Origin of the sequence: Spirillospora sp. NPDC048911 (assembly GCF_043198015.1) — a bacterium.
GTDB lineage: Bacteria > Actinomycetota > Actinomycetes > Streptosporangiales > Streptosporangiaceae > Spirillospora.
Map to the genome: position 1 here is coordinate 249,546 of NZ_JBICUD010000002.1, position 19,713 is coordinate 269,258.

Here is a 19,713-nt window from a genome sequence, read left to right on the forward strand (position 1 = left end):
CACCCATGTCCGGTCCCCGTCCCGTGCGCGCGCCGCGCGGCACCTCGCTGACCGCCGCGAAGGGCTGGCCGCAGGAGGCCGCCCTGCGCATGATCCAGAACAACCTCGACCCCGAGGTGGCCGAGCATCCCGACGAGCTCGTCGTCTATGGCGGCACGGGCAAGGCGGCCCGCAACTGGGCGTCGTTCGACGGCATCATCCGGTCGCTGAGCAGCCTGGAGGGTGACGAGACGCTGCTCGTCCAGTCCGGCAAGCCGGTCGGGATCTTCCGGACGCACGAGTGGGCGCCGCGCGTGCTCATCGCCAACTCCAACCTGGTGCCGCAGTGGGCGGACTGGGCGGAGTTCCGGCGGCTGGAGTCGCTCGGGCTCACGATGTACGGCCAGATGACCGCAGGGTCGTGGATCTACATCGGCACCCAGGGCATCCTGCAGGGCACGTACGAGACGTTCGCCGCCGTCGCCGAGAAGCGCTTCGGCGGCTCTCTCGCTGGGACGATCACGCTGACCGCCGGGCTCGGCGGCATGGGCGGCGCCCAGCCGCTCGCCGTCACCATGAACGGCGGCGTCGCGATCTGCGTCGAGTGCGACCCGTCCCGCATCGACCGCCGCGTCGCGCACCGCTACTGCGACGTCCGCGTCGACTCGCTGGACGAGGCGCTCCGCCAGGCCGAGGAGGCCAAGGCCGCCCGCCGCCCGCTGTCGATCGGCGTGCTCGGCAACGCCGCCGACCTCGTGCCCGAGCTGCTGCGCCGGGGCGCCCCGATCGACATCGTCACCGACCAGACCAGCGCGCACGACCCGCTGATGTACCTGCCGCGCGGCGTGGCGTTCGAGGACATGGCCGCCGAGCGCGACAAGGACCGTGAGGGCTTCATCGCCAAGGCCCGCGAGTCGATGGCCGCGCACGTCGAGGCCATGGTCGGCTTCCAGGACGCGGGCGCCGAGGTCTTCGACTACGGCAACTCGATCCGGGGCGAGGCGCAGCTCCACGGCTACGGCCGGGCGTTCGACTTCCCGGGCTTCGTGCCCGCCTACATCCGGCCGCTGTTCTGCGAGGGCAAGGGCCCGTTCCGCTGGGCCGCGCTGTCCGGCGACCCCAAGGACATCGCCCGTACCGACCAGGCGATCCTCGACCTGTTCCCCGACAACGAGCCGCTGACCCGGTGGATCAAGATGGCGGGGGAGCGGGTGCACTTCCAGGGGCTGCCGTCCCGCATCTGCTGGCTCGGCCTCGGCGAGCGCGACAAGGCGGGCGAGGTCTTCAACGACCTCGTCGCGCGCGGCGAGATCAGCGCGCCGATCGTGCTCGGCCGCGACCACCTCGACACCGGCTCGGTCGCCTCGCCCTACCGCGAGACCGAGGGCATGCTGGACGGCTCCGACGCGATCGCCGACTGGCCGCTGCTGAACGCGATGCTCAACACCGCCTCCGGGGCCACCTGGGTGTCGATCCACCACGGCGGCGGCGTCGGCATCGGCCGGTCCATCCACTCCGGGCAGGTCTGCGTCGTCGACGGCACGGCGCTCGCGGGCGAGAAGCTCCAGCGCGTCCTGACCAACGACCCGGGCTCGGGCGTGATGCGGCACGCCGACGCGGGCTACGACCGCGCGAACGAGGTCGCGGCCGAACGCGGCGTGCGCATCCCGATGAACGAGAGCTGAGGGCCGAGGATCTGAGCGCATGAGCTTCGAGGAGATGTGGGCGGCGCTGCTGCCGATCGGGCGCGAACCCGAGAGCGGTGGTTACCGCCGGTTCGTGTGGACCGCGCCCGAGCTGGAGTGCCGCGCATGGTTCCTCGACGAGGCGCGGCGGCGCGACCTGGAGGTCGAGCGCGACCGCAACGGCAACCTCTTCGCGTGGTGGTATCCGGAGGGCGTCGACCGGTCTGTGGCAGGAGTGCTCACGGGCAGCCACCTGGACTCGGTGCCGGGCGGGGGCGCGTTCGACGGCCCGCTCGGCGTCGTGTCCGCGTTCGCGGCGATCGACCGGCTGCGCGAGCGCGGCGTCCGGCCGCGCCGGCCGATCGGGATCGGGGCGTTCGCCGAGGAGGAGGGCGCGCGGTTCGGCGTCGCCTGCCTGGGCTCGCGGCTCCTCAGCGGCGCCATCGACCCCGGCCGTGCCCGGGGCCTCACCGACGGGGACGGCCGGTCGTTCGCCGCGGTGGCGGCCGAGCACGGGCTCGACCCGGACACGATCGGACCGGACGAGGACCTGCTCGGCCGGATCGGCTGCTACGTCGAGCTCCACGTCGAGCAGGGGCGGGCGATGGCCGATCCGGTCGGGGTGGCCAGCTCGATCGTCCCGCATGGGCGGTGGCGGTTCGACTTCGCCGGGGAGGGCAACCACGCGGGCACCACCCGGCTGGCCGACCGGCACGACCCGATGCTCCCGTTCGCCCGGATGGTGCTCGCCGCCCGCGAGGCCGCCGAACGCAACGGGACCGTGGCCACGGTCGGGAAGGTCGACGTGACGCCGGGCGGGGTGAACGCCGTCCCGTCCCACGTGGCCGCCTGGCTCGACAGCCGGGGGCCGGTCGACGACGTCGTCCGGCGCACGGTGGCGGAGGTCCACGAGGCCGCGCGGGCCGGCGCCGAGGCGCACGGAGTGACCGTGAACCTCGCCGAGGAGTCCTACACCGAGGTCGTCGACTTCGCTCTCGATCTCCGCGACCGGGTGGTCAAGGCGCTCGGCGGCGGCGTGCCCGTGCTGCCGACCGGCGCCGGTCACGACGCGGGCATCCTGGCCTCGCGCCTGCCGACGGCGATGTTGTTCGTGCGCAATCCGACCGGCGTCTCGCACGCCCCGGCGGAGTTCGCGGAGGAGGACGACTGCCTCGCCGGAGTTGAGGCCCTCGCGACCGTACTCAACGACCTGGCTTGCGGGTAGAGGTCCCATATGCAATGGCACGCCGAGTTTGCCTGGCTCGGAGATGGAGTGGCCGCCGATGTCCTCATCGAGGCCGACGGAGAACGTTTCACCGGTGTCACACCCGGCGTCCCGGCCCCGCCGGACGCCGCGCGGCTCCCCGGCCTGACCCTTCCGGGGCTGGCCAACGCCCATTCCCACGCCTTCCACCGCGCGCTCCGCGGCCGCGTCCAAGCGGACCGCGGGACGTTCTGGACCTGGCGCGAGCAGATGTACAAGGTCGCGGACCGGCTCGATCCCGCCTCGTACCGCGCCCTGGCCACCGCCGTGTACGCGGAGATGGCCCTCGCCGGGATCAGCTGCGTCGGCGAGTTCCACTACCTGCACCACCGTCCGGGCGGCGAGCCCTACGGCGAGCCGAACGCGATGGGCGAGGCGCTGATCGCCGCCGCCGCCGACGCGGGCATCCGGATCACGCTCCTGGACGCCTGCTACCTGGCGGGCGGGATCGGGCAGCCGCTCAAGGGGCCGCAACTGCGCTTCGGCGACGGCAACGCGGGCAACTGGGCGCGCCGCGTCGACAGCCTCTACGAGGCGACCGGCAAGTCCTCCCACCCGCACGCCCGGGTCGGGGCGGCGATCCACTCCGTGCGCGCCGTCCCCCGCGAGCAGATCACCGCGGTCGCGGGCTGGGCGAAGGAGCACCGGGCGCCGCTGCACGTCCACCTCTCCGAGCAGCCCGCCGAGAACGAGGCGTGCGCCGAGGAGTACGGGATGACGCCGACCCGCCTGCTCGCCGACTGCGGCGCGCTCGGCGCCCTCACCGTAGCGGTGCACGCCACCCATCTGACCGAGGAGGACATCGGCCTCCTCGGCACCACGATGACGGGCGTGTGCATGTGCCCGACGACCGAACGCGACCTGGCCGACGGCATCGGCCCCGCCCGCGACGTCTGCGACGCGGGCTCGCCGATCTGCCTCGGCTCGGACCAGCACGCGGTGATCGACCTCTTCGAGGAGGCGCGCGCCCTGGAGCTGGACGAACGGCTCCGCACCCGGCAGCGCGGGCACTGGAGCTCCGGTGAGCTCCTCGCCACCGCCACCTCGAACGGGCACTACGGGCTGGGCTGGCCGGAGGCGGGACGCCTGGAGCCCGGCTCGTACGCCGACCTGGTCACGGTGGCCCTCGACTCCGTGCGCACCGCGGGGGCGGGGCCGGAGTTCGCCGCCGAGACCGCCGTGTTCGCCGCCACCGCCGCCGACGTCCGGAACGTCGTGGTCTCCGGCCGCGAGATCGTCCGCGATGGCGAGCACCTCCTCGTGCCCGACGTCGCCGGCGCGCTGGCGGCCGCGATAGCCGAGGTCACCGCGGAGCCCGACGCCTGATCAGCACCTCCTCGGGACGCCCTTCGGCCCTGACCCGGCCACGTTCGAGGAGCAGGCAGTGGTGGGCGCGGCGGGCCGCGTCGTCGTCGTGCGTGGCGTGCACCACGGTCGTGCCCGCCGCGGTGATCTCGTCGATGATGGCGAGGACGCGTTCGCGCGCGGCGGCGTCCAGTCCGGCGGCGGGCTCGTCGAGCAGCAGCACGCCGGACTCCTGCGCGAGGCCCTGCGCGATGAGGACGCGCTGGCGCTGCCCGCCCGACAGCTCGGCGAACTGCCTGCGGGCCAGGCCGGTGGCGTCCACCCTTTCGAGGCAGTCCCGGACGACGGCGCGGTCGCGGGCGGCCGTCCGGCGCCACCAGCCGAGGCGCCGCCACCGTCCCATCGCGACCGCGTCCCGTACCGACAGGGGCAGGGCCGCGCTGACGGCGGTGTGCTGGAGGACGAGCGCCGGCCGTCCGTCGCACCGCACGGTCCCCGCCGAGGGCGGGTGCAGGCCCGCGAGGACGCCGAGGAGCGTCGACTTCCCTGACCCGTTGTGCCCGAGCAGGGCCGTGACCCGGCCCCGGGGCAGCTCGGCGGAGATTCCCGTGAGAACCCGTTCGGTTCCGTAACCCGCGTCGATTCCGTGCAAGGCGATCGCCGTGCCCACATCTCACCCCGTTCATCACTTGCAAACGATAACGGTTTTCATTGTAGGGTGCCGCCATGGAGTGGTTGTTCGCACCCTTTGGGGTGACATTCGTTGAACGCGCCTTGTGGGGCGGCCTGCTGGTCTCGGGCATCTGCGCCCTCGCCGGGACCTGGGTCGTCCTCCGCGGCATGGCCTTCCTCGGCGACGCGATGTCGCACGGGATGCTCCCCGGCGTGGCCCTGGCGTCGTTGCTGGGCGGCAACCTGTTCGCCGGGGCGCTCGCCAGCGCGGTCGCGATGGCGTTCGGCGTCAGCGCGCTGAGGTCACGGCGGTTGTCGCAGGACACCACCATCGGCCTGCTGTTCGTGGGAATGCTCGCGCTCGGCGTGATCATCGTCTCCCGCTCGGACAGCTTCGCCGTCGACCTGACCGCCTTCCTCTTCGGCGACGTGCTGGCCGTCCGTCCCCGCGACCTGGCGTTGCTGGCCGCCGCACTGGTGATCGCAGTGGCCATCGCGCTGCTCGGGCACCGCGCGTTCCTCGCCCTGGCGTTCGACCCGCGCAAGGCCGCCACCCTCGGCCTGCGCCCCCGGCTGGCACACGGACTCCTGCTCGCCCTCCTGACGCTCGCGATCACCGCGTCCTTCCACGTGGTCGGCACCCTGCTGGTCTTCGGCCTGCTGATCGCCCCACCGGCCGCCGCCGTGCTATGGGCGCGCAGCGTCCCCCTCGTCATGGCGGGCGCCGCGCTGGCGGGCGCGGCGTCCACGGTGATCGGGCTGCTGATCTCGTGGCACCTGAGCACGGCGGCCGGCGCGACGATCGCGGCGACGGCCGTGGCGCTGTTCTTCCTGTCCGCCGCGACGGCCCAGCTCCGCGACCGCCGGACCACCCCATGATTCGCCGCGCGTTTCAGGCGGGCCTCGCGGCAGCCCTGCTGGCCGGATGCGGTGCCGACCGGACGACGCCACCGGAGAAGCCACACGGGTACGTGGCCGGAGCCGAAGAGACCTCCGAAGCACAGTGGCGACTCGTCCTAGCAGGTGACGGCCGCGTCAGCCTCCTGGATCCCGCGACCGAAAAGCTCACGGACGTAACGGCTGCGAACATCACCGGGGCGCGCACCGACGGCCGGTTCGCCTACCTGACGACCCCAGCCGGAATCCGGACGCTGGACACCGGAGTCTGGACCGTCGATCACGGTGACCACGTCCACTATTACAAGACCTCCGCTCGCGACGTCGGAACCGTCCCCGGCACCTCCACCGGCGTCACCGGCGACCCCGCGATCACCACGATGGCCAACGGGAAGACCGTCCGGATCCTGGACCGCAAGGCCCTGGAAAGCGGCAAGGTCCCGGCCGCCCGCGATGTCCCGGGAACCGCCGCCGTCGCGTACGCCGAGCACCTGATCATCGCCGCGGCCGACGGAACGGTCCGAGTGCACGACCGCCAGGGCGCGGAGAGATCCCGCCTCACCGCCCGCTGCCCGCAAGCGCGAGGCCAGGCGGTGACCAGGCGCGGCGCCGTCCTGGGCTGCGCGGACGGAGCCCTCCTGATCACCGACCGGCTGACCGGAATCAAGATCGCCTATCCCTCCCGCGTCCGAGCCGCCGAACGAGCCACGGACTTCCACCACCGCCCAGGCACGCCGGTCCTGGCCGCCAAGGCAGGGGGCCGCGGCCTGTGGATCCTCAATCTGGCCGCCCGCTCCTGGAAGCGCGTGGGCTCTGCTCCGCTGACCGCTGTGAGCGGCACCGGCGAGGACACACCGGTCCTGGCCCTGGACACCAACGGCAAGCTGCGGTCGTACGACCCCGCCACCGGCAGCGAACGCGACCAGACCACCCTCCCCGGATCCTCGATCCAAGTGGACACCGCCCGCGCCTACGTCAACGACCCTGAGGGCCGCCGGGTCATAGAGATCGACTACCGCGACGGCCTCCGCGTCTCGCGCACCTTCACCGTCCCGTTCGCCCCCGTCCACATGGTGGAGACGGGATGGTGACCCGGGCTCTGACAACCGCGTTCGTCCTGTTCGTGGCCCTGACCGGATGCTCGGCGCTCAGCGGCGGCCGGACGGGGATCGTGGTCACCACCAACATCCTCGGCGACGTCACCCGGGCGATCGCCGGTACCGCGGTCACGGTGCTGATGAAGCCGGGCGCCGACCCGCACTCGTTCGGCGTCTCCGCCCAGGACGCGGCGCGGATGGAGAACGCGGCGCTGCTCATCCACAACGGGCTCGGCCTGGAGGAGGGCGTCGCCCGCAACGTCGAGACCGCCCGCGCCTCCGGCGTCCCGACCCTGGACGTGGGAGCGGGCATCGGCCCCCTCACCTACAAGACCGGCGAGGGAGGACCCGATCCGCACTTCTGGACCGACCCGGCCCGGATGCTCAAGGCGGTCGACCTGATCACGTCCCGCATCATCGCGCACGTCCCCGGCATCGACGCCGCCAAGATCCGCGCGAACGCCGCCGCCTATCGGACCCGGCTCACCGAGCTGGACCGCTGGATGGCCGCCCGCTTCGCGACCCTTCCCCGCGAACACCGCAGGCTGGTCACCAACCACCACGTCTTCGGCTACCTGGCCGAACGGTTCGGCTTCACCGTGATCGGCGCGGTGATCCCCAGCGGCACGACGCTGGCCTCTCCTTCCGGCTCGGACCTGAAGTCACTGGCCGACGCCGTCCGCCGCGCGCGTGTCCCGACCGTCTTCGCCGACTCCTCCCAGCCCGACCGGCTCGTCCGCGTCATGGCGGCCGAGACGGGCCTGCGCATCCGGGTCGCCCTCCTGTACTCCGAATCGCTCACCGCCGCCGACGGCGGTGCCCCCACCTACCTGCGGATGATGCGCGCCAACACCGACGCCATCGTCACTGGCCTGACACGAGAAAGAGAACGATGAAGAAGCTCCTTGCCCTCCCCCTCGCGGCACTCGCCCTCACCGCCTGCGGCGGCACCGAGACCAAGACGTCCGCGCCCGCCGCGGCCAAGGTCACCGACCCGCTGGTCACGACCTACGACGGCGGCCTCCAGATCCTGGACCGCGCCACGCTCAAGGTCGTCCAGGACATCCCGCTGCCCGGCTTCAACCGTGTCAACGCCGCGGGCGACGGCCGCCACGTCCTCGTCTCGACCGCCACCGGCTTCCGCGTCCTGGACGCGACGGGCACCACGCTCCGGGCCGAGGAGTTCGCGGCCCCGAAGCCAGGCCACGTGGTCCGCCACGCGGGGAGAACGGTCCTGTTCTCCGACGGCACCGGCAAGATCATGACCTTCGACCCCCGCGAACTGGGCACCACGCTCCCGAAGGTCACCACCCACACCAGCGAGCACCCCCACCACGGCGTGGCCATCCGGCTCAAGGACGGCCGGCTGATCTCCACGCTCGGCACCGAGGACGAACGAACCGGCATCCGCGTCCTCGACACCACGGGCAAGGAGATCACCCGCAACGAGCAGTGCCCCGGCGTCCACGGCGAGGCCGCCGCCAAGGACGAGGCCGTGGTCATCGGCTGCGAGAACGGCGTCCTGCTCTACGCCGAAGGCAAGATCACCAAGATCGCGTCCCCGGACGAGTACGGCCGCATCGGCAACCAGGCGGGCCACGACGAATCCCCGATCGTGCTGGGCGACTACAAGACCGACCCCGACGCCGAACTGGAACGCCCCGAGCGAATCTCGCTCATCAACACCGCCACGGGCAAACTCCGCCTGCTCGACCTGGGCGCCAGCTACACGTTCCGCTCCCTCGGCCGTGGCCCCCACGGCGAGGCCCTCGTCCTGGGCACCGACGGCGCCCTCCGGATCATCGACCCCGAGTCGGCCAAGGCCACCAGGAAGATCAAGATCCTGGCCCCCTGGACGGAGCCCACCGAGTGGCAGGAGGCACGCCCGACCCTGCACGTGGCCGGCGGCACCGCCTACGTCACCGACCCGGCGGCCAAGAAGCTCCACGCGGTCACCATCGAGTCCGGGAAGCTGGAGACCACCGCCGACCTCCCGAAGGCCCCCAACGAGATCACCACCCCCTGATCCCGATGGCGGAGGCGAACGGGAATCGAACCCGCCGACCCGAGATGCTCGGATCCCATCGGTGTTGAAGACCGGGAGGGCCACCAGGCACCCAATCGCCTCCGAGGCGGGACGATACACGGCCGGCGATCGTCTCGTATCCGAGACGGATCGGGCCGGGGCGGCGCCCGGCGCGGGCGGCGTGGATGCGATCCTGACCCGGTGAGCACTCTGGTCGGCAACATCGGGGAACTGGTCACCAACGAGCCGGAGCTGGGTGAGGGGCCGCTCGGGCTGGTGCGGGACGCGGCGCTGGTCGTCGAGGACGGGCGGGTCGCGTGGGTGGGGCCCGCGGCGGCGGCGCCCGCGGCGGACGAGGTGTACGACGCGGCCGGGCGGGCGGTGCTGCCGGGCTTCGTGGACTCCCACGCGCACCTGGTGTTCGCGGGAGAGCGCGCCGAGGAGTTCGCCGCCCGGATGAGCGGGCAGCCGTACGAGGCGGGCGGCATCCGGACGACGGTGGCGAGAACGCGGGCGGCCTCGGACGACGAGCTGCGGGCGAACGTGCGGCGGCTCGTGGACGAGATGGCGCGGCAGGGCACCACGACCGTGGAGTGCAAGTCCGGGTACGGGCTGACGGTCGAGCAGGAGGCCAGGGCCCTGCGGATCGCGGGCGAGTTCGCCGACGAGGTGACCTTCCTCGGCGCCCACGTGGTGCCCTCGGAGTACGGCGACGACACGCAGGGATACGTGCGGCTCGTTTCGGGCGAGATGATGGCCGCCTGCGCGCCGCATGCGCGGTGGGTCGATGTCTTCTGCGAGCGGGGCGCGTTCGACGCCGACCAGACCCGGGAGGTGCTGGAAGCCGGGATCAAGGCCGGACTCACGCCGCGCCTGCACGCCAACCAGCTGGGGCACGGGCCCGGTGTGCGGCTGGCGGTGGAGCTGGGCGCCGCGGCGGCCGACCACTGCACCTTCTTGAGCGACGCCGACGTGGCGGCGCTGGCGGAATCGGAGACCGTCGCGACGCTGCTGCCGGGCGTGGAGTTCTCTACGCGGCAGCCGTACCCGGACGCGCGAAGGCTGATCGATGCCGGCGCCACGGTCGCGCTGGCGACGGACTGCAATCCGGGCTCCTGCTACAGCTCCAGCATGGCGTTCTGCATCGCGGTCGGTGTGCGCGACATGCGCTTGACGCCCGCCGAGGCCGTATGGAGCGCGACGGCAGGGGGCGCGCGGGCGCTGCGGCGGACTGATGTGGGCCGCCTGGGGGTGGGCGCGAGGGGCGACGTGCTGGTGCTCGACGCGCCCTCGTACATCCACCTGGCCTACCGCCCGGGTGTCCCGCAGGTCGCCGCGGTGTTCAAGGCGGGGCGCCGGGTCTGAGCCGTGGCGATCGGGTTCGCGAGGTTCGAGTTCCAGCTCGTGCTCATGTGGCGGATGCTGGACCTGGCGCCCGGGCGGGTCGAGGACGCGCTCAAAGAGCTCGGGGCCAGCAGGGCACAGATGCGGGCCGCGCACCGGCGATGGGTGTCGATGCCCTACTCGAAGACCGCGCCGAAGGGCCTCGCCCGCTATCGCATGGTGCTCGGCCCGCCGGACGACTCCGGACCGCGCGAGTTCGGGGATCTGGATTGCACCTACAGCCTGTGGACGCTGCCGCTCTGGCCCGACCTGCGCTTCGAGGTGCTGACCGCGCCGGACGGGTCGGCCTGGCATCACTGGCTGGTGCGCGCGGAGGGCTCACCCGTCCCGGAGCTGGGCTTGCACGACCTCACACCGTGGTCGTGCGTCGTCTCCGACATGGGACAGCGGTTCGAGAACGCCCGGCACGTCGAAGGCGACGCGCCGGGCCACTGGGGCGTCGCGTTCTCCGTCGAGGGCCGCGACTACCTCGCGAGATTCGTCCACGGCCTGCTCCAGCTCGTTCAGGAGGCCCCAAGATAACGGCGGTCGACTCCGGTGCCCTGCTCACGCCGGCGGCCCGACCTCCAGCTCCTGCCAGCCGATCTGGACGTCGAAGGGTACGGTCACATTCAGTGCCCAGAGATCTCGGTCTCGATGGGTGATGCCGATCTTGGAGTAGACCGGTTGGGCGGCCAGCACGGCGTAGTGCTCGACACTGGTCGCGCCCATTTCATCGAACTGGACGATCAAGTAGTGCGGAATGCCGGCCTTGGCATATTCCCCCATTTTGTGAATGCGATCGCGCGACTCCGACCAACGAGAGATCACCTCGGCCACGATGACGGCGTCGCCGGCTCCGAGGGTTTCGAACTGGTCGCGGCAGCGGTGCACGATGACATCCGGTTTGCGGATGGTGGGCGGGACGTCCCAGAGGAGGACGTTCACTTCGGTGTTGACCTCGTAGCAGGGCGGGCTGCCGGTGGTATGCGACTGGCGGTACTTCCGGACAGCCGTCTCCAGGGCGTTCGCCAGACGGAATGCCGTCTTCTGGTGTGGCCTTCCGCGTTGTTCGCGCTGGACGCGGATGCCGTCCACCAGCTCGGTCTCGCGTTGGATCTCCTCGTCGAGGGCGAGGTATTCGTCGAGAGTCAGCGGGTGTGGATGGTCCGGCCAGTTCATTGTCATCGGCCTATCGTGTCGGCTGGCTTTATCAGGGGCCGAGGTAACGGCGGTTTACGCGGATTAGGGGTTTTTCGCGGCGGGCTATGTAGTCGGCTGAGAGGACTTCGGCCACGAAGAGGTGGTGGTCGCCTGCCTCGATGCGCTGGCGGGTCTCGCATTCGAGGGCGGCCAGGCCGCTGTCGAGGATCAGAGCGTCGGACAGGGGGCCGCGGTGGTGCGGCTCGGCGGCCAGGAGGAGGCGGGCGCTCGGCCTGCCTTCGGCCGCGAAGCGGCCGGCGAGGGCGCGCTGGTTCGCGCTGAGGACCGTTGCGGCCCAGCGGTCCTGGCGTTCGAGGACTTCGCTGAGGTACGAGGTGGACGACACTCCGGCCAGGACCATCGGCGGGTTCATGGACACCGACATGAACGAGGTGACGGTGGTGCCCAGGTCGTCGCGCCCGTCCCGGACGGTGAGGACGACCACGCCGGTGGCGAAGCCGGCGATCGCCTCGGTGTAGTCGGTGTTCAGCGGATCTCCCAGCTGCCGGGCAGGGTGAGCGGGCCGGCGGCGGGCAGGCCGAGCCGGGCGGCCACGCCGCCGAGCGAACCCCAGCCGTCGAAGCGGGCGGTCGCCGCGGTGCGGTCTTCGCTGGACTCCGGTGGGCGGAGACGCTCGAAGGGCGAGGTGTGCGGGTAGGGGCGGACGGGCGCGTCGGCGGCCAGGCCGCCCTTCTTGCGGGCCAGTTCGAGCGCGAGGTCGAGGCCGCCCAGCTCGTCCACCAGGCCGTGCTCCTTGGCGTCGGCGCCGGTCCAGACGCGGCCGCGGGCCAGTTCGTGGACGCGCTCGCGGGACAGTCCGCGGCCCTCGGCCACCTTGCGGGTGAAGTCGTCGTAGATCTGGTCGAGGGAGGCGTTGATGCGCTCCCACTCGGACTCGCTGAAGTCCTTGGTCGCGCTCAGCATCCGGGCGTGCTCGCCCTCGGCGACGGTGCCGAGGCCCACGCCGATCCGGTCGAGCAGGCCGTTGACGACGGCCTTGCCGACGACCACGCCGATCGACCCGGTGATGGTGCCGGGCTGCGCGACGATCGTGTCTGCGGCCATCGCGACGTAGTAGCCGCCGGAGGCCGCCACGTTGCCCATGGAGACGATGACCGGTTTGCCGGCTTTTCCGGCCAGGATCACTTCGCGCCAGATCGCGTCGGAGGCCACGGCCGAACCGCCGGGGCTGTTGACGCGGAACACGATCGCCTTGACCCGGTCGTCCTTGACGGCGGCGCGCAGCGCGGCGCCGATGGTGTCCGAGCCCATCGCCGCGCTCTGGGTGGGCAGCGGGCCGCCGCGGCCGCTGCGGCCGAGCCGGATCGGGCCGTGCCCGTTGATCAGCGCGACGACGTCCTGCCTGCCCGGCTGCGGCAGCCGCTGGGAGAGCGCGTGGGTGCGGTTGTAGCGCGCCACGTACCGCAGGATCGCCTGGTCGCCGACCTCTTCGCGGACGTCGGCGTAGACCTCGTCGCGGTAGCCGAGACGGTCGACCAGCTTGGCTTCCAATGCTTCGGCGGCGAGGAGGGGGCCCTGGTCCATCAGCTCGCGGACGCGGTCGGGAGGGAGATCGCGAGCCGCGGCGATGCCGGTCGTGATCTGCTCGCCGAGGGACGTGACCAGGCGCCGGGACGACTCCTCGTGCTCGGGCGTGTAGCCCTTCTCCATGAACGTGTTGGCCATGGTCTTGTACTCGTGGCGCTTGGCGAACCGGGGCTGGACGCCGAGTTTCTCCAGGGCGCCCGCGAAGAACGGCTCTTCCAGCGCGATGCCGGTGAGGCCCACTTCGCCCGTCGGCTGCAGGTAGACCTTGTCGAACGCGCTCGCCAGGTAGTACGGGACGGTGCCGCGCCCGCCCTCGCCGAACGTCTCGGCCCAGGCGACGGTGAGCTTGCCCGCCTCGCGCACGGCGATCACGGCCTCGCGCAGCTCCTGCGCCATGGCCAGCCCGACCCCACCGGTGATCTTGACCACGAGGGCGCGCACGCGGGCGTCGGCGCGGGCGCGGCGCAGCCCGTCGAGCACGTCGCGCAGATGCGTGCGCCGCATGGAGAGGATCGCCGCCAGCGGGTCGGCCGGCGGCGTCTCCACGATGCCGTCGGTGAGGTCGAGCTCCAGGACCAGCGGTGCCGTCCGCCGGTCCCGGGCCTGCTTGATCGCGCTGACGACCGATCCGGGATCCACCATGGCCCCAGCCTATGCGGTCACCGCGCGAAGGCCTGGTTGGGCAGGGTGCTGCCGCTGGCCTGCGCCACCGGCCGCCCCTGGCCGTCGGTGATGACCGCGGTCGAGAACAGGCGCGACCGGCCCGGCTTCACGCAGGTGCTGACGACCGTGTACGCCTCGCCCGCCTGGACGCCGCGCAGGTAGTCGATGGTGAGGCTGAGCGTGAGCTGGGGGACGAAGTGCTTCCCGGTGCTCGCGCCGGCGAAGCAGACCGCGTTGTCGAGGATCATCGCGATGTAGCCGCCGTGCACGCCGCCCGCCGGGTTGCAGAGGTGCTCCCCGGGCGTCCAGGCGAGCTCGACCCGGCCGGGCTCGGCGGCGACGACGCGCTGGCCGATGTGCCGGCCGACGTCGCTCATCTCTGGAAACCGGCCCTCGCCCATGGCCTGGATCAGCTCGGCCCCGGACAGGGTGTCCCAGAGATCGGACCCGGCCTCATCGATGCTCAAGGATCGCTCCAATGATCAGTTGGCTCTGGAACGCAAGGGTAAGTGCACAGGTGCACATCCGCGTTGTGCCGTTGGTCACGGAGGTCAGCCGGACTTGGCGAGCGTTCCGGTGCTCGTGCCGGTCGCGCCGCCCCCGGAGGTGTACTTGAGCGATCCGGATGCGAGCGCGAGCGTCAAGGACCCGCCGATGCAGAAGCCCTGCGTGCCCTGGCTGTTCTTGGCCGTCTCCTGGACCTCCAGCTTGCCGCCGGACGCCTCCGCGACCTTCAGCGTCATGTGGCAGCCCCACGCCTCGTAGTCGGCGGTGCCCTCGGTCTTGCCCGCCGCCAGCCGCACCGTGACGTCCGTGCTGGAGGTCTCTTCGAGGGTGATCCCGCCCTTCTGGGTGATGGTGCCCTTCCACGTTCCCGCGAACGCGGCCGGGATGGCCTCGCCGCCCGTCTGCGCCGGGCTGCCAGATGTTGACGTGGATGGCGACTGGTTGCCGGAGGACGACTCGCTCTTCGGCGTTCCGCTCGTGGACGTCTTGCTTCCGGCGCCCGAACGGCTGTCGTCGCCGCCGTCTCCACCGCCGTTGCCGAGCAGGTAGGCGATGACGCCGATGAGCACGACGATGACCGTTCCCGCCCCCGCGGCCGCCAGCAGCGCCCGCCGCGATCGGCGCGGGCTCTGCCCTGCGGGTGCCGTCGGCGTCTCGGGGGCATAAGCGCCGGGTGGCGGTATCGGCATGGGCGCCGCCGCCTGAGCCGGTGGCTGCGGCTGAACGGAATGTCCCGCCGGGTCGACCAGGCGCACCATCAGGTCGCGTGCCGATGGACGAGCGGCCGGATCCTTGCGCAGGCACTCGACCAGCAGGCCGGCCAGCTCCGGCGGGACGCCGGTCAGGTCGGGCTCGCCGTTCGCGATGCGGTGCATCACCGCGGGGATGCTGGTGGTCTTCCCGAACGGAGGGCGTCCCGTCGCCGCGAAGACCATCGTCCCCGCCCAGGCGAAGACGTCGGAGGCCGGCGTCGGCGCGTGCCCGGCCAGCCATTCCGGGGCGAAGTACGCGGGTGTGCCGACGAGCTGGGTGTGCGTCTCGGCGTCGATGGCACGCGCGATGCCGAAGTCGACGACGCGCGGCCCGTCCGGGCCCAGCAGCACGTTCGCGGGCTTCAGGTCGCGGTGCACGATCCCGGCGCCGTGGATGGCGGCGAGCGCGCTGGCGGTGTTGACCGCGAGCCGCTGCAGGTCGCCGTGGAGCAGCGGCCCGTGCTGCGCGACGCGCTGCTGGAGCGAGGGCCCGTCGACGTACTCGCTCACCACGTACGGATGGGCCCCGTCGGCCGAGGAGTCGAGGACCGCGGCCGTGCAGAACGGCGCGACTTGGCGGGCCGCCGCCATCTCCCGCGCGAACCGGGCCCGCGCCGCCGCGTCGGTGGTCTTGAGCATCTTGACCGCGACGCGTTCGCCCGCCGGCCCTTCGCCGAGGTAGACCACGCCCTGGCCGCCCTCGCCGAGCCGTCCCGTCAGGCGGTAGCGGCCGGTCTCGCGGGGGTCGCCGGGTTCGAGGGGCAGGATCGCCATCGAGGTGCCTCCAGGGCATGCCGGACTGGCCATCCCCCCGAACGACGAGTCCACCGTACTGGGATCGGCCAGCGGATATCGTCGCTCCATGGGAGACGGCGACGGCTGGGGCCGCTGCGAGCTGGGTCACACGCACTGGGGACGGTTCGGCGCGGCGGGGCTGCTGCCGTTCCACCGCGGCACCGACGGCGTGGTCCGGGTGCTGCTCCAGCAGCGCGCGTGGTGGGGCCTCGGCGGCGGTACGTGGGGCATGTTCGGCGGCGCCCGGCACAGCCATGAGGACCCGGTGACCGCGGCGCTGCGCGAGACGTCCGAGGAGTGCACCCTCGACACCCGGGTAGTACGGGTGCATGGCGTCAGCACCGAGGATCACGGCGGCTGGGACTTCGTCTCCGTGGTCGGCTCGGTCTCGCGCATGGTCGCGGTCAGGGCCGCGTCGATGGAGACCCGCAAGGCCGCCTGGGTACCGGTGGACGAGGTCACCGACAAGCGCCTCTTCGAGCCGTTCGCCCGCTCCTGGCCACGGCTGCGGTACGCCATGAGCCGCCTCGTGCTCGTCGTGGACGGCGCGAACGTCGTGGGCTCGCGGCCCGACGGGTGGTGGAAGGACCGCGCCGGTGCCAACGCGCGCCTGCGTGACCAGCTGGTCGTGCTGACCGAGGGAGTCTCGGACCTGCCCGACACCCTCGCCGAGCTCCTGCCGTTCGACCGGGCCTTCCCCGAAGTGGTCCTGGTGGTCGAGGGCGCCGCCAAGGGTGTCGAGAGCGTCGAGGGCGTCCGGGTCGTGGCCGCGCCGGGCAGCGGCGACGACCAGATCGTCGAGCTGGTGAGCGACCCCGAGCCCGACACCACCTACCTGGTGGTGACCGCCGACAGGGAGCTGCGGGCGCGCGTCGCCGAGCAGGGCGCGGCGGTCACGGGCCCCGGCTGGGTCCTCGACCGCATCAAGCCGCCCCGGAACTGACCGAAGCCCGCCCCGCGATGACCAGAGCCCGCTCCGGGATGGCCTAAGCCGGCCCGGAGATGACCTCGTGGCCCGCCTCTTTGAGGACTGCCGTCGCCGCCGTGAGCCGGTGCTCGGGCACCAGGACGAGGTCGGCGTGATACGTGGAGGCCACGAAGACCGAGATCCCGGCGTCGCCCAGCGGGCCCACGATCGCGGCCAGCATGCCGGGCACGTCCAGGCCGTGCGCGCTCGCCCCGCCGTAGAGCCCGATCCAGCGTTCGGCCTCCACGTACGGCGGCGCCTCCCGGATCACGGTCAGGCCCTCCGGCGCCCGCACCAGGGCGATCCACTCGTCGTCCTCGGGGAACGTCGAGTTCGGGATGTGCTCCACCAGGAACTGGGAGGGCACGACGTGGAGCTTCTGGGCGGTGGGAGAGGTCACTCCGGCAGTCTAGGGGCCGCCTCCTCGTCCGCCGCGGGTTCCGCCGGCGCCGGGCCGCCCGCCAGATCGCTCGTGCTCGCCCCGATCGGCGTGTCGGCCGGCGTACCCGCCGCGCCACCCGCCGGGACGTTCGCGGGCGCGTCGTCCGGAGGCGTGTCAGGCGTCTCAAGGGTGCCGGGGCTGTCGGCGGGGGCGCTGGACCGTACGCCGGACGGCCCGGGCGGGAAGTCGTTCTCGACGGCCGCCTCGATCTCGGCGGGGGCGACGTCGACGATGTCCTCGAGCGGCTCGTCGGGGACGAGCCAGACGGCGCCCATCGGCGGAATACGCAGCACGGCGGACGCGGGCTGGGCGTGCCAGGGCTCCTCGATGGCATCGACCTTGCCCATGTTGCCGACGCCGCTGCCGCCGTACTCGAAGGCGTCGGTGTTGAGCACCTCGCGCCACGGGCCCGCGTGCGGGAGGCCCAGCCGGTAGTTCTCGTGCGGGCTGCCGGAGAAGTTGACCACGCAGGCCACCACCGGCGTGCGTTCGCCGCCCTCCGCCGTCCCGGTCCGCAGGAACGACAGCACGTTGCCCGCCGCGTCGTTGGCGTCGATCCAGTGGAAGCCGTCCGGCTCATTGTCCCTGGTCCACAGCGCGGGATGGGTCCGGTAGTTGCGGTTGAGGTCGCGGACGAGCCGCTGCACGCCGATGTGGGCCGCGCCCTCGGCGGCGTTGCCGAGCAGCCACCAGTCGAGCGGGCGCTCCTCGGCCCATTCGGCGCCCTGGCCGAACTCGCCGCCCATGAAGAGCAGCTGCTTGCCGGGGTGCGACCACATGTAGGCGAGCAGGACGCGCAGCCCGGCGAACTTCTGCCAGCTGTCGCCGGGCATCTTGCCCAGCAGCGACCCCTTCAGGTGGACGACCTCGTCATGGGAGAGCGGGAGGACGTAGTTCTCGGAGAACGCGTACACCATCGAGAAGGTGATCTCGCCGTGGTGGTAGTGCCGGAAGACCGGCTCGTGCCGCAGGTACTCCAGGGTGTCGTGCATCCAGCCCATGTTCCACTTGAAGCCGAAGCCGAGCCCGCCGAGGTGGGTGGGCCGGGTGACGCCGGGCCAGGCGGTCGACTCCTCGGCGATCGTCATGATCCCCGGGTTGCGCTTGTACGCCGTCGCGTTCATCTCCTGGAGGAACGAGATCGCCTCCAGGTTCTCGCGGCCGCCGTAGATGTTGGGCGTCCACTGGCCCTCCTCGCGCGAGTAGTCGAGGTAGAGCATCGAGGCCACGGCGTCCACCCGCAGCCCGTCGACGTGGAACTCCTCCAGCCAGTAGCACGCGTTGGCCACCAGGAAGTTGCGGACCTCGGCACGGCCGAAGTTGAAGACCAGCGTCCCCCAGTCGGGGTGCTCGCCGCGGCCCGGATCGGCGTGCTCGTACAGCGGCGTCCCGTCGAAGCGCGCCAGCGCCCACTCGTCCTTGGGGAAGTGCGCGGGCACCCAGTCGACGATGACGCCGATGCCCGCCTGGTGCAGCCGGTCGACCAGGTGCCGGAAGCCGTCCGGATCCCCGAAGCGCGACGTCGGCGCGTAGTAGGAGGTGACCTGGTAGCCCCAGGAGGGGCCGTACGGATGCTCAGCGACGGGCAGGAACTCCACATGCGTGAAGCCCATGTCGCGCACGTACTCGGTGAGCTCGTCGGCCAGCTCCTGGTAGCTGAGGCCGGGGCGCCACGATCCGAGGTGCACCTCGTACGCGCTCATCGGCTCGCTGACCCACGACCGCTCCTTGCGCCGGTCCATCCAGTCGCCGTCGCCCCACTCGTACGAGGACGTGAAGACGCGCGACCCCGTGGCCGGGGGCGTCTCGGTGGCCTGCGCCATCGGGTCGGCCTTGGCCCGCCACACCCCGTCCGCGCCGAGGATCTCGTACTTGTAGACGGTGCCGTCGGCGACCTCGGGCACGAACAGCTCCCACACCCCGGTCGATCCCAGGGACCGCATCGGATGGGCGCGCCCGTCCCAGTGGTTGAAGTCGCCCAGCACCCGGATGCCCCGCGCGGTGGGCGCCCAGACCGAGAAGCCGGTGCCCGTCACGGGCCCGAACGCCGAGGCGTACGTGCGGACGCGCGCTCCCAGCGCCCGCCACAGCTCCTCGTGCCGCCCCTCGCTGATCAGGTGCAGGTCCAGCTCGCCCAAGGTGGGCACGTGGCGGTACGGGTCGTCCTGGACGATCTCGTTCCCGTCCCCGTACCGGACCGCGAGCCGGTAGTCGGGCACGGCGAGCGGCGCCTCCTTCCGGCCGGAGCCGGACAGCGACGCCTCCGGCGGGAGTGTGACGACGAACACACCACCGTGGAAGTGGCGCATCCGATGCCGGTCGCCGTCGGGCAGGATCACCTCGACGCTCTCCGCCATCGGGCGCAGCGCCCGCACCGTCACGCCGTCCCGGCCCGGGTGGGCTCCCAGGATGCCGTGGGGGTCGTGGTGGTCTCCGCCGACGAGCCGGTCGATCTCAGCGCGCGTCACCCGTGCCATGGATTCATGGCCTCCTCACCGCAGGGGGTCGGACTCCGAAGGTAGGACTGC

Annotated in this window: 18 protein-coding genes and 1 tRNA gene; 10 read left to right on the top strand and 9 right to left on the bottom strand. The window is 72.1% G+C overall.

The annotated features are described in order from the left end of the window. Positions 1-5 precede the first annotated feature (5 nt). From hutU to ACGFNU_RS08340, 3 genes are read left to right on the top strand one after another with little or no spacing between them, the layout of a single operon-like run. Positions 6-1,664, top strand: a complete 1,659-nt coding sequence (gene hutU, locus ACGFNU_RS08330) for a urocanate hydratase (protein ID WP_392591410.1) — start codon at positions 6-8, stop codon at positions 1,662-1,664. Positions 1,665-1,683: 19 nt separating this feature from the next. Further along, positions 1,684-2,889 (top strand): allantoate amidohydrolase, encoded by a 1,206-nt coding sequence (locus ACGFNU_RS08335; RefSeq protein WP_392591411.1) that lies wholly within the window; start codon positions 1,684-1,686, stop codon positions 2,887-2,889. A gap of 9 nt (positions 2,890-2,898) precedes the next feature. After that, positions 2,899-4,254, top strand: coding sequence for a formimidoylglutamate deiminase (locus ACGFNU_RS08340; protein ID WP_392591412.1), 1,356 nt, complete (start codon positions 2,899-2,901; stop codon positions 4,252-4,254). On the opposite strand, the gene aztA is transcribed toward ACGFNU_RS08340, so the two are convergent. Continuing rightward, positions 4,232-4,903, bottom strand: a complete 672-nt coding sequence (gene aztA, locus ACGFNU_RS08345) for a zinc ABC transporter ATP-binding protein AztA (protein ID WP_392591413.1) — start codon at positions 4,901-4,903, stop codon at positions 4,232-4,234. The genes ACGFNU_RS08340 and aztA overlap by 23 nt on opposite strands. Positions 4,904-4,959: 56 nt before the next feature. Between aztA and aztB the strand changes: the two genes are divergently transcribed. The 4 genes from aztB to aztD are packed head-to-tail and all read left to right on the top strand — an operon-like array spanning position 4,960 to position 8,925. Then, a complete protein-coding gene (aztB, locus tag ACGFNU_RS08350) occupies positions 4,960-5,784 on the top strand; it encodes a zinc ABC transporter permease AztB (protein ID WP_392591415.1) in 825 nt (274 codons plus the stop codon). After that, positions 5,781-6,893 (top strand): hypothetical protein, encoded by a 1,113-nt coding sequence (locus ACGFNU_RS08355; protein WP_392591417.1) that lies wholly within the window; start codon positions 5,781-5,783, stop codon positions 6,891-6,893. The genes aztB and ACGFNU_RS08355 overlap by 4 nt, the downstream gene beginning before the upstream one ends. After that, positions 6,887-7,795, top strand: a complete 909-nt coding sequence (aztC, locus tag ACGFNU_RS08360) for a zinc ABC transporter substrate-binding protein AztC (protein ID WP_392591419.1) — start codon at positions 6,887-6,889, stop codon at positions 7,793-7,795. The genes ACGFNU_RS08355 and aztC overlap by 7 nt, the downstream gene beginning before the upstream one ends. After that, positions 7,792-8,925, top strand: a complete 1,134-nt coding sequence (aztD, locus tag ACGFNU_RS08365) for a zinc metallochaperone AztD (protein WP_392591420.1) — start codon at positions 7,792-7,794, stop codon at positions 8,923-8,925. The genes aztC and aztD overlap by 4 nt, the downstream gene beginning before the upstream one ends. Positions 8,926-8,931: 6 nt before the next feature. Here aztD and ACGFNU_RS08370 read toward each other — a convergent pair. Beyond that, positions 8,932-9,028 (bottom strand) — tRNA-Sec (locus ACGFNU_RS08370). Positions 9,029-9,126: 98 nt separating this feature from the next. On the opposite strand from ACGFNU_RS08370, the gene hutI reads away from it, so the two are divergent. Together hutI and ACGFNU_RS08380 are read left to right on the top strand one after the other, a co-directional pair. Further along, positions 9,127-10,290 (top strand): imidazolonepropionase, encoded by a 1,164-nt coding sequence (hutI, locus tag ACGFNU_RS08375; protein ID WP_392591422.1) that lies wholly within the window; start codon positions 9,127-9,129, stop codon positions 10,288-10,290. Positions 10,291-10,293: 3 nt separating this feature from the next. Beyond that, positions 10,294-10,851 (top strand): hypothetical protein, encoded by a 558-nt coding sequence (locus tag ACGFNU_RS08380; protein ID WP_392591423.1) that lies wholly within the window; start codon positions 10,294-10,296, stop codon positions 10,849-10,851. A 24-nt stretch (positions 10,852-10,875) separates the two neighbouring features. Here ACGFNU_RS08380 and ACGFNU_RS08385 read toward each other — a convergent pair whose 3' ends face one another. The 5 genes from ACGFNU_RS08385 to ACGFNU_RS08405 all read right to left on the bottom strand — a co-directional run bounded on the left by ACGFNU_RS08385 (position 10,876) and on the right by ACGFNU_RS08405 (position 15,755). Then, positions 10,876-11,496 carry a Uma2 family endonuclease gene (locus tag ACGFNU_RS08385; protein WP_392591425.1) on the bottom strand — a complete coding sequence of 207 codons (621 nt, stop codon included), beginning with the start codon at positions 11,494-11,496 and terminating at the stop codon, positions 10,876-10,878. 25 nt (positions 11,497-11,521) lie between these two features. Continuing rightward, a complete protein-coding gene (locus tag ACGFNU_RS08390) occupies positions 11,522-12,013 on the bottom strand; it encodes a flavin reductase family protein (protein WP_392593451.1) in 492 nt (163 codons plus the stop codon). Then, the gene (gene sppA / locus ACGFNU_RS08395) at positions 11,998-13,701 is read right to left on the bottom strand and encodes a signal peptide peptidase SppA (protein WP_392591427.1); all 1,704 of its coding nucleotides are present in this window, start codon (positions 13,699-13,701) and stop codon (positions 11,998-12,000) included. The genes ACGFNU_RS08390 and sppA overlap by 16 nt, the downstream gene beginning before the upstream one ends. A gap of 17 nt (positions 13,702-13,718) precedes the next feature. Beyond that, on the bottom strand, positions 13,719-14,189 hold the full coding sequence (locus tag ACGFNU_RS08400; protein ID WP_392591428.1) for a PaaI family thioesterase: 471 nt from the start codon (positions 14,187-14,189) through the stop codon (positions 13,719-13,721). Between the two features lie 84 nt (positions 14,190-14,273). Further along, positions 14,274-15,755 carry a serine/threonine-protein kinase gene (locus ACGFNU_RS08405; protein ID WP_392591429.1) on the bottom strand — a complete coding sequence of 494 codons (1,482 nt, stop codon included), beginning with the start codon at positions 15,753-15,755 and terminating at the stop codon, positions 14,274-14,276. A gap of 88 nt (positions 15,756-15,843) precedes the next feature. Here ACGFNU_RS08405 and ACGFNU_RS08410 point away from each other — a divergent pair, with 88 nt between their 5' ends. Beyond that, positions 15,844-16,719, top strand: a complete 876-nt coding sequence (locus tag ACGFNU_RS08410; protein ID WP_392591431.1) for an NUDIX domain-containing protein — start codon at positions 15,844-15,846, stop codon at positions 16,717-16,719. Between the two features lie 43 nt (positions 16,720-16,762). Here the strand turns inward: ACGFNU_RS08410 and ACGFNU_RS08415 are convergent, their stop codons facing one another. After that, a complete protein-coding gene (locus ACGFNU_RS08415; protein WP_392591433.1) occupies positions 16,763-17,143 on the bottom strand; it encodes an ACT domain-containing protein in 381 nt (126 codons plus the stop codon). Next, the gene (gene glgB, locus ACGFNU_RS08420; RefSeq protein WP_392591434.1) at positions 17,140-19,662 is read right to left on the bottom strand and encodes a 1,4-alpha-glucan branching protein GlgB; all 2,523 of its coding nucleotides are present in this window, start codon (positions 19,660-19,662) and stop codon (positions 17,140-17,142) included. Before glgB ends, ACGFNU_RS08415 begins: the two co-directional genes overlap by 4 nt. Positions 19,663-19,713 lie beyond the last annotated feature (51 nt).